At 56.6% G+C, this 9,221-nt stretch carries 10 protein-coding genes and 1 pseudogene; 4 read left to right on the plus strand and 7 right to left on the minus strand.

Going from position 1 to position 9,221, the window contains the following annotated elements; genetic code table 11:
* Positions 1–745 precede the first annotated feature (745 nt).
* From BM132_RS27595 to BM132_RS28390, 3 genes and pseudogenes are all read left to right on the plus strand, one after another.
* Positions 746–1,042, plus strand: a complete 297-nt coding sequence (locus BM132_RS27595; RefSeq protein WP_092397267.1) for an ArsR/SmtB family transcription factor — start codon at positions 746–748, stop codon at positions 1,040–1,042.
* A 55-nt stretch (positions 1,043–1,097) separates the two neighbouring features.
* Positions 1,098–2,108 (plus strand): zinc-dependent alcohol dehydrogenase family protein, encoded by a 1,011-nt coding sequence (locus BM132_RS27600; protein WP_092460027.1) that lies wholly within the window; start codon positions 1,098–1,100, stop codon positions 2,106–2,108.
* Positions 2,109–2,204 (plus strand): annotated as a pseudogene (locus tag BM132_RS28390) (transposase domain-containing protein); the annotation flags it as partial.
* Between the two features lie 686 nt (positions 2,205–2,890).
* Here BM132_RS28390 and BM132_RS27615 read toward each other — a convergent pair.
* From BM132_RS27615 to BM132_RS27640, 6 genes are all read right to left on the minus strand, one after another.
* Complete coding sequence (locus BM132_RS27615) at positions 2,891–3,256, minus strand: DUF6124 family protein (protein WP_047227997.1); 366 nt, start codon at positions 3,254–3,256, stop codon at positions 2,891–2,893.
* 516 nt (positions 3,257–3,772) lie between these two features.
* Entirely contained in the window at positions 3,773–4,651 is an 879-nt protein-coding gene (locus tag BM132_RS27620) for a hypothetical protein (protein ID WP_143092398.1), read from the minus strand.
* 134 nt (positions 4,652–4,785) lie between these two features.
* Complete coding sequence (locus BM132_RS27625) at positions 4,786–5,091, minus strand: hypothetical protein (RefSeq protein WP_092460035.1); 306 nt, start codon at positions 5,089–5,091, stop codon at positions 4,786–4,788.
* Between the two features lie 162 nt (positions 5,092–5,253).
* Positions 5,254–6,093, minus strand: coding sequence for an SDR family NAD(P)-dependent oxidoreductase (locus BM132_RS27630; RefSeq protein WP_092460036.1), 840 nt, complete (start codon positions 6,091–6,093; stop codon positions 5,254–5,256).
* A gap of 29 nt (positions 6,094–6,122) precedes the next feature.
* Complete coding sequence (locus BM132_RS27635) at positions 6,123–6,986, minus strand: SDR family NAD(P)-dependent oxidoreductase (RefSeq protein WP_092460038.1); 864 nt, start codon at positions 6,984–6,986, stop codon at positions 6,123–6,125.
* Positions 6,987–6,990: 4 nt separating this feature from the next.
* The gene (locus BM132_RS27640) at positions 6,991–7,911 is read right to left on the minus strand and encodes an alpha/beta hydrolase (protein WP_092460046.1); all 921 of its coding nucleotides are present in this window, start codon (positions 7,909–7,911) and stop codon (positions 6,991–6,993) included.
* A gap of 133 nt (positions 7,912–8,044) precedes the next feature.
* Here BM132_RS27640 and BM132_RS27645 point away from each other — a divergent pair, with 133 nt between their 5' ends.
* Positions 8,045–9,058, plus strand: coding sequence for an AraC family transcriptional regulator (locus tag BM132_RS27645; RefSeq protein WP_092460040.1), 1,014 nt, complete (start codon positions 8,045–8,047; stop codon positions 9,056–9,058).
* On the opposite strand, the gene BM132_RS28595 is transcribed toward BM132_RS27645, so the two are convergent.
* Positions 9,039–9,221, minus strand: a 183-nt coding sequence (locus BM132_RS28595) for a hypothetical protein (RefSeq protein WP_218157853.1), incomplete at its 5' end; no start/stop codon positions are given. The genes BM132_RS27645 and BM132_RS28595 overlap by 20 nt on opposite strands.

Consider the following 9,221-nt stretch of genomic DNA (forward strand, 5'->3'; position numbering starts at 1 on the left):
TAGTCGACCGGTGGAATTAGCAAACCCGGCGCGCCCAAGGGCGCCCTGCGCACAACCACCATCAAGTACAGGAATAGAATGACCTGACTGAATGGTGCTCATGCACCTTACTAACACCATCCGGGCTACTAAACCCGACCACTGATGGGCAGTGGCAGGTAAACGATAGGGCCCAGGGGCACAGCGCACAAGCCAGCGGATTCTGACGCACGCGTAAGTAAGGACGCAAGGTGTCGTAGCCTTTAGGACGTAACGCCGGGTGTCTTTAAACATGCGCCCTGGGATATGTTTATGCGCAATAAACATCGAGAGTTTTTTTGATGTTTTTTGGGACTGAATTGTCGGCGGCACTGCGTTGGATTCAGGGCGGGAAGACTGGACGCTGGTTATCACCTTTGGCCTCGCTGGTTGGGCTTTGAATCGTGCTCGTTGCGCACGGCAGGCACCTCAGAGCGTCGATAGGCTGGTGAGCGGCAGCGTGACGGGCGGCCGGTCTGCCGATTTCCTTCTGGCTATGTAGCTTGTTCGAGGATGGGTGTCCGGTGCGAAAGGCAGTGATCGCCCAGAAGCAGTCGTTCAAGCATACCGGGGATGTCTACCAGAGCGGGGTAGTCCAAGCAGTCATTCAATACGCCCACAAAAAGCAGGCTCGATTCAGCTGAATGCGTTTTTTGATTTCAATCCTTTGCGTTGGGTAATAGATTACTTATTGAACATTTCGTAAAAAAGCGTAGCATTGCCGCCCATGATACTCGAACAGCTCAAAGCCCTGGGCAATGACACTCGCATGCAAATGATGGAGTGGCTCAAAGACCCACTCAGTAATTTCCCCCCTCAGGATCATGGCGATCCTGCGATAGGCGTGTGCGTCACCCATTTGCAGCACAAGGCCGGGCTTTCACCTTCTACCGCGTCTGCACATTTAGCTATCTTGCAACGTGCAGGCTTCGTGCTGACCACCCGCATCGGAAAGTGGACTTACTACCGGCGCAATGAGCAGGCGATTGATGACTTTGCGGCTAGGCTGCTCATCGAATTGTAATTTTTAAACCTTCATTTCGTTATTTCGCGTAATGAGAAAACATGAGGAAACCCCTATGAGCAGCAAAACTATCTTCGTTGAACCCGGTGGCGGCTATGAAAAGGTTGTGGTTGGCAGCAGCGAAGTCCGAGCCGCAGCGCGTGGCGAAATCACCGTACGCCTTCATGCCAACTCGCTCAACTACCACGACTTCGCGGTGGTCAGCGGTATGTGGGGCCCTAGCGAAAAACGCATCCCCATGGCCGATGGTGCAGGTGAAGTCATTGCTGTCGGCCCAGATGTCACTGAATTCAAGGTGGGTGACTCGGTCGTCAGCACCTTCTTCCCGGAATGGATCAACGGTGCACCACTGGTTGAAGGCTTTGTCAGCGTGCCAGGTGATGGCATTGACGGCTACGCTCGTGAGCAAGTGACGGCCAACGCCACATCGTTCACCCTCGCGCCTATTGGCTACAGCCATGCTGAAGCGTCGACGCTTACCACCGCCGGCCTTACTGCATGGCGCGCCCTGATGGCCGATGACTCACTCAAGCCGGGCGACACCGTGCTCGTCCAAGGCACTGGTGGCGTTTCAATTTTCGCCCTGCAGTTCGCTAAAATGGCCGGTGCTACCGTTATTGCGACCTCTTCAAGCGACGAAAAACTTGAACGTCTGAAAGCGCTAGGCGCTGATCATGTGATCAATTACCGCAAAGACCTCAACTGGGGCGAAACTGCACGCGCGCTAACGGGTGGCCGTGGTGTTGACCACATCATCGAAGTCGGCGGTCCTGCGACGCTTGAGCAATCGATGAGTGCAGTTCGAGTTGCTGGTCACATCTCCGTCATCGGCATATTGAGTGGCGTAAGCGGTGCAATGAATTTTGTACCGGCACTGATCAAGCAAGTGCGTCTGCAGGGTGTATTGGTGGGTAGCCGCAGCCAGCAGCAGGACATGATCCGAGCCATCAATGCTAATGGCATGCGCCCGATTATCGATCGTCATTTCCCTTTAAGCGAGATTGTCGAAGCGTTCAAGTATCAGGAAACCAACCAGCATTTCGGAAAAATCTGCCTGGATATCTAAGCACGCATGCATGGGCATGATCCGTATGCCTATCTCAAAGATGCACTGCCACGGCTGCCGACGCAGCGGACGAGAGAGATTGGCCCCATGCTGCCTGTCACAACCGGCAGCAAGGGGTCCAGGCTGTGTAAATTTTCGAGCGCGACAGGTACTCAAAACCGGACTGGAAATCGCGCCTCTGCGCGAAATCCACATCTGCTGACGTGCCGATAAATTTCAGATTTAACGTCGCTTTTCGGCCCGTCCCCTTTTCGGTCATGCTCACCGTCTCCGTCCAAAATAAATACGTTCCCATTTCCACGCCCTCGACGTCATCGAGAAAGCCCCCTCTTGCAAGCCGAATACGCCTTGAGCCGGCTACCGCCACGGCATGACCAAAAAAGGTATCTCAGCGATAGAGCATCAAACATGCCTAGCGACAAAAGCGACGACGACAAACACAGTCAGAGCGAACGCTGCACCGATGCTGAACGGCAACCACGTAACGCGGAATGGGGTCGGGCGCCTCATTTCTTCAGCTAAAGCCTCCACCTCACGATGTAATTGCTCGATGCTTGATTGATAACTTCGATGTGTGGACATGTCTTTTTCTCCTCCCTGATCGGGGGCCCTGCTGAGTCAGTGAAACGAAGCCAGCGGACGTCAGTCGCTCATTTCCTATAGTCCGTCTGCGGTGCCACTATTTCCGATCTACGCAGTTGTGGATCGCGGATGGTTCCCGCTTGGCTGTAGGCAAAATCAATGCTGTGAGGGCGCAGGCGCCCTCACAACCTACCTGGCGACTACCCAGGTAGCTGGTGGTTATCCAGTACGCGATTCACCGCTAATTCACTCAACATGATCACCTGTTGCAGCACCATCATCGTGTTGCGCTGCGAGCCTTCCATTGCGCCGGCGATATCACTGGCCATATCGCTGGCCGACGCCAGCGATTCGCAGGCGTGGACAAGCAGCGTTTCGTCATCCACCGTTGGGTCGATAAGGAAGATGTTGCCGGACTTGCGGGGCGGTATCTGCGTTTTCGGCGCCCCGGGGTTGAGGTAGAAGTTGAGTGCGCGGTCTGCCGCCTCTTTTAGCTTCTTAGGATCGAGAGAGGCGTCGTAGGGTACTGGATCGATATCCGGGGGGTTTGGAGTTACTTTGAACATGTTTGACAATTCCTAAAGTGGAGCCGCAACCGTTCTCTACTAAAAGAAGGTGGCGGCTGTACGCAGGTTAGTAGACCGGAGGAATTGGCAAAACCGGCGCGCCCAAGGGCGCCCTGCGCACAACCACCATTAAGTGCAGGAAAAGACCTGACTGAATGGTGCTCATGCACCATACCAAAACCTATGGGCTACTAAACCCGACCACTGATGGGCAGTGGCAGGTAAACGATAGAGGCCGAGGGGCAAAGCGCACAAGCCAGCGGATTCTGACGCACGCGTAAGTAAGGACGCAAGGTGTCGTAGCCTTTAGGACGTAACGCCGGATGTCTTTAAACATGCGCCTTGGGATGTGTTTATACGCAACAAACATCGAGCGTTTCGTTGGTGTTCGGCGCGACAGGCAGTGATCGGCCAAGAAGCGGCCGCCGGGTGTCTACGAAACCAGGGACGATTCAGACACCTTGGGCAAGGTGTTGCGACAGGAACGCCATCGCAGAAGACACTAAAGTGAGGGCCTTACTCGGAGTATTTCCCCACATGGTTTTTCCACGGCAAGTAGTCCACAAAAACCACGCGATGGGCTACCCCGTTTTCCCCTACACGAAACCCAGGCATTTTTTGCAAATCCAGCTGCAGGCAGTGAGCTGCAAGCACCTTTTGTAACGCAGGATCCGGATGAAAATATTCAGGACGGAAATAGTGTTTTTTAAGTGTCACATCGCAACTTGCGACTTGGCCCTTTGCGTTGGCAGTGAATTCGAAGCGTGCTCTGCCGAACGCCTTTATTGATTGCTTGGCCACCACGTTGCCCCAGAAAAAACGGCTTTCAGCATCAGTTCTGTGGTGCCCCCGTTCGTAATCAGAAATGGGTGAAGTATTACCAGAAGCTATCAAAGGTGCGATAACCTCGAGCGTGCCATCAGCTGGATTCTGGAGACCTTCCGGGATGCTATCCCAGATACTGCTCCAGCACACATCCGTTACGAGATTCGTAAAGCTTGGTGGAGCTCCAGCGGCCGTTGGCTGCGCCTCGCAGAGCAATACGTCACCTTGCTGATTGAGCTTCATCCGCAACTTCACGCTGCCTTGCATCCCCTCGCCATTTGCCCAGAACATACTTCGAGCCAAGGTAGCGCGCAAAACCCTGAGATAACGTCTTGCTTCGAGACGTTTGATTTCTTCTGAGGTGAGGTATCTTGGAGCGGATTTACCTCCGCTATCGATCCAGGCATCTATTCGCTGGTCGGGTGTCAACCGGTGGCAACCAGAGAGAGCCACTAAGCCTGTTAATAACAGCAGCGCGGAGGTTAGCCGACAATCGGCCCGTGATTTCATTTTAATGGTGGACACTCGTTCGTTCCTTGAAACGACAAAAATCGTCATTTTACCTTGCATTCCAGACCACCAGTCATTGCAACTCGATTTTTCGCCGGCCGATTGCTGCCTGCCCCGCAACAGGTCGAATGCGGCGGTTCATGAGCGGCGGCTTTCGGCCAAGAGGAGCCATTCGTGAGAATGCGCTTCCGACCCTAAGCGGGTAAATCGCTAGAACGGATGTTCGAATCGATTCGCTGAATTTCCGCCTCGCTCATCACTCGCCAATCATCTGGCAAAATACCGTACTCGAACTCGGCGCTTTCCAGTGCCTCATCCAATCCAAGTATCAAGTGGTCGCCTTCAATCTGGAGTTTTCCGTAGTCCTCAAAACGTATTAGCAGATACACCGGGTCATCGTCTTTTACCTCCAGGCCGTAAAGCACGATAGCGGTAACGTCAGGCCGGAAATCACTGACTGTCCTTACATAAGCAAACAGATGGCTTGTGGGCTGGGGCATGGCGTCGGCTGCATTTAATTGATGATGGGTTACGGCATTCTATATGACCGCTTCTGGCCGATTTCTGCCGGTGCTGACCGGCTGCAATGGGTCGATTGCTACCCGTCTCCACCGGCAGCAATCGGCCAAAATCGGTCATTCGTTCAGTTCTACACTCATACCTCACAGGCCCTTGCTCTCTTTGCTGAGCCTTACCGCTTCTGCGACTTTTCCAGGTTCGAAACCGATCCACTCGATAAGCCGACGAAGCAAGCCTGGGGCTTTCGCCACCAGCCCTTGGCTGCGTGGCACCGTCACCAGATCACGCCGCTGCTCGATGCACGCCACCAGGGCGGCCACCACCTGTTCCAACGCAACGAACTGCCAGACCCCCTGATGGTTATTCCAGACCAGGGTAGAAGACGGCCCGTCGATGACCGCCTCCATCATCGGCGTCTGGAAGAAGGTCGGGTGGAACGATCCGACGCCCACGTCGTGCTGACGAAGCTCCAGGCGCAGGCTGTTACACAGGGCCCAGACTCCGGCCTTGCTGGCGGTGTAGGCCGTGTTCAACGGCGAGTGGACGAAAGCCGCCATTGACGAGATGGCCAGTAGATAGCCCTGGCGCGCCTTCACATAGGGCAGGGCAGCGCGGAAGGTGCGTGCCACTCCGTTGAGGTTGATATCGATAACCCGCTCAAACGTGGCAGGGGCTAGGTGCTCTAGGGCGACCACCGAGCTGACACCAGCACCGGCGATCACTACATCAATTGCGCCGAAGTGCTGCGCGGCCTCCTTCAGCGCTGTTTCCAGACTCTCAATTGAGCGCACGTTGGCCACCCAACCGGCAGCGACATCAGGCCCGCCCAGGGTGGCAGCCATGGCATTCAAGCTATCCAAATCGAGATCCAGCAAGACCAGCTTCGCACCTTTGTCGCGCAGGGCTTGCGCGGCGGCCCTGCCGAGACCACCGGTGGCACCAGTGATGGCAATGACGCGGTCAATCAGCGAGTAGTTTTTCATAGGGTAGGCCTTAAGCAAATAGTGGGGCATCAGTCTGTGGTCTGATTGCGAACGGCCTCTTCTTCCAACTGGTGGAGCAACCGTTGCAGGTGGGTATCGCGTGCCAGATGCCAGTCCGTGAAAACGTTTAACAGGCCGCGCATCAGGGAAATGGGCGCCCAGCGAACCGGTACAACGATGCGCGGCTGGCGCTTTTGCAGACCGCGCACCACGCCACGTGCCACCAGTTCCGGTTGTATCGCTCGATGCAGGAAGGCTGGCAATAGGGTCTCGTTCATCTCGGTGGCGATGGCATTACCCCCGAAGGCAACTTTGGCGATAGCGGTCGCCGTCCAGCCGGGATAAAGCACACTGGCGCTGGCTCCGGTCGCACTCAGCTCGGCGCGTAGCGAGCGGGCCAGCGACTCCACTGCAGCCTTACTCGCGGCATAGGGCGCATTGGCTATGCCGTTCAAGTAGGCATAGACCGATGACGTGACCAGCATCTGGCCCCGGTTGCGAACGACCTCCGGCAGTGCCGCGCGTATCGTGTGCCACACACCGAACAGATCCACCTCAATGATGCGGAGGAACTCCGCTTCGTCGCAGGTGCGCAGGGTGGCAGGTACTCCCCGCCAAGAGATGCCGGCATTGGCGAAGGCCACATCGAGACGGCCGAAGCGCTCGACTGTCTGGCGTATCACCGCCTTGGCCGCCAGGGCGTCGGTGACGTTAAACGCCAGTGGCAGCACTCGTTGATCGTTGAACTCCTGGGCCAACTTGTCCACCGCCTCCTGTGAGGTATCGGTTAGCACCAGGCTGGCGCCGTGCGCATATAGCTCACGTGCACTGGCAGCGCCGATGCCGCCAGCCGCGCCGGTGATCAGAATCACTTTGCCTTGAAGGTCGTACATATTCTCACCTCTTCGTTGGAGTGCTTGGCACGTGGCGCTTGAGGAAGTCGAGTTGATCATCCACAACCTGTTCGAAGGCTTTGCCCACATAAATTTCGAAGTGCCCATAGGCATAGCGCTTGATCTCCTGATGTGGCGCACGCCGGGCGTGATGCAGCGTCCGCTTCGCCGGAGCCACGCTGTCGGGATCACACACGCAAAACAGCACTGGTGCTTGGATACGTGGCGTACTGCGCCCGGGGTAATAGCGAATGATGTCTAGGGCAAAGCGCGCAGCGGCCTCTTTGCGGATACGTGCACCTGACGGGATCAACCCGTTATAGCCGCTCCAGGCATCCGGGGAAGTCATGAATGCCGTATCGCCAGGTCGACCGGCGAGCGGAACCAGAATGGGTTTGGCGCCGAACCACGAACCGATTCGGTCGGCCAGGGCCATTAAGGTGAGGCGAAGAGATACCAGGGGCTTGATGGCAAGACTAGAGCTCAGACCGTCGGTGAAGGGACATTGTGAGACGACAGCGGCCACACCGGAATCGCCGGCCGCGGTGACCAGCACATGTCCGCCACCGAACGAGGTGCCCCAGATAACGATACGCTCCGGGTTCACATCCGCGAGTCGACGGGCGTGATCTATCGCGGCTTTCCAGTCTTCGAGTTGGCGGTTGATATCCAGCAGTTGGCGTGGCTCACCCTCGCTGTCGCCGAAGTGGCGATAGTCGAAGACCAGGCAGGCGTAGCCGGCGGCGGCGAAGCGTTCGGCAAAGGCAGGCAAACGCATCTTGCGCGTTCCGCCAAGTCCATGTGCCATCACTACCACCGGGAAAGGTCCGGCACCCAGTGGGCGGTAAAAATCGGCAACGCAATGTGAGCCGTGGGAGAAGAACTGGATTGTCGCTGGTGCCAGAAGTTCGGTGATCGTTTTCATGAACAGCATCCGCTGGAATGGCTGGAGTGCTGTCATTTTCGGCCGCTGCTGTTATGAAGGCTTGACGGTACCCGACGCCCCGCTTGACACTTTGCGCCAAACAACAAAAGGCCAACCCACCTAATGAGGCCCGATGAACCAGCCCTTGTATAGGCGCGTAGTGCCCGAGAGCTACGTGCAACTGATCTATGAATACCTGGAGGCGCTCGGTCATGAGCCCGAGTCGGTACTTGGCCGGCCCTGGCCCACACCCGCCCAAGGGGGCGGCGGCGTTGACGTGGAATGCTGGGATCGCCTGTTGGTGATAGCGGCGCAAGAGTTAGGCGATCCGCTGTTAGGACTGCACCTCGGTCAAACCATCAGCGCCCGGCATATCGGTGTGCTCGGATCGGTGCTGCTGGCCTGCGGTAATCTCGGTACTGCTCTGCAACGATTGGAACGCTACATTCGCCTGGTGTACGACGTCATTCCCATGACTCGCCGCTACGGCGACGGCTGGTTCGAATTGGTATGGGATGTCAGCCAGTACCAGCCCGGACCCTTGGTGAATGAAACCGGTATGGTTGCTGTAGTGCAGTTCTGCCGTGCCCTAGTGCGCGGCACCGTGAACCCGTTGCGGATCGATTTCACTCATTCCGGCCCTCTTGACTCCAGACCTTACGAAGCATTCTTCGGTTGCCCGGTACATTTCGGTCAGGCCGAGGCGGTGTTGCGTTTCTCCGCGCAACTACTCGAACTGCCCTTTAAGAGCCCCGATCCTGAGCTAGTCTCCCTGTTGGAGCAACATGCGGATCGCCTGCTGGCCCAGTTGCCACAGCAGGATGAGTTCGTGGCACACCTGCGCAAGGCCATCGCCCATGTCATGCGCGAAGGTGAGCCAAGCATAGAGCGAATAAGTCCCCGACTGGGCACCTCGCCACGCACGCTACAGCGCCGTCTAAAAGAGGCCGGCACCAGCTTTCGCTATGAGTTGAACCTAGTGCGCCACGAACTGGCGCTGTCGTACCTGCGCGATCCACGCCTGCAAATCGTGGATATCGCCATGCTGCTGGGCTATTCGGAGCACAGCGCCTTCTCTCGCGCCTTCAAGGAGTGGAGCGGAAGGTCGCCCCATGAAGCTAGGCAACTTAGTTCGAAGAGTTACTGAGCGGTGAATCCTTGGAATTAGGGAGGGCTTCAGGAGCAGTGTCTGATCGGCCTCGGGAATTCACTCCTTCAAAACCGGACTGGAAATCGCGCCTCTGCGCGAAATCCACATCTGCTGACGTGCCGATAAATTTCAGATTTAACGTCGCTTTTCGGCCCGTCCC

The sequence above is a fragment of the Pseudomonas sp. NFACC45 genome, from assembly GCF_900113505.1.
GTDB classification, from domain to species: domain Bacteria; phylum Pseudomonadota; class Gammaproteobacteria; order Pseudomonadales; family Pseudomonadaceae; genus Aquipseudomonas; species Aquipseudomonas tehranensis.

Excerpts from the sequence above, each read along its gene's own strand:
- BM132_RS27635 (WP_092460038.1), bottom strand. The coding sequence starts at position 6,986 with ATGTACGACCTTCAAGGCAAAGTGATTCTGATCACCGGCGCGGCTGGC.
- BM132_RS27625 (WP_092460035.1), bottom strand. The coding sequence starts at position 5,091 with ATGCCCCAGCCCACAAGCCATCTGTTTGCTTATGTAAGGACAGTCAGT.
- BM132_RS27595 (WP_092397267.1), top strand. The coding sequence starts at position 746 with ATGATACTCGAACAGCTCAAAGCCCTGGGCAATGACACTCGCATGCAA.
- BM132_RS27615 (WP_047227997.1), bottom strand. The coding sequence starts at position 3,256 with ATGTTCAAAGTAACTCCAAACCCCCCGGATATCGATCCAGTACCCTAC.
- BM132_RS27620 (WP_143092398.1), bottom strand. The coding sequence starts at position 4,651 with ATGCAAGGTAAAATGACGATTTTTGTCGTTTCAAGGAACGAACGAGTG.
- BM132_RS27600 (WP_092460027.1), top strand. The coding sequence starts at position 1,098 with ATGAGCAGCAAAACTATCTTCGTTGAACCCGGTGGCGGCTATGAAAAG.
- BM132_RS27630 (WP_092460036.1), bottom strand. The coding sequence starts at position 6,093 with ATGAAAAACTACTCGCTGATTGACCGCGTCATTGCCATCACTGGTGCC.
- BM132_RS27640 (WP_092460046.1), bottom strand. The coding sequence starts at position 7,911 with ATGAAAACGATCACCGAACTTCTGGCACCAGCGACAATCCAGTTCTTC.
- BM132_RS27645 (WP_092460040.1), top strand. The coding sequence starts at position 8,045 with ATGAACCAGCCCTTGTATAGGCGCGTAGTGCCCGAGAGCTACGTGCAA.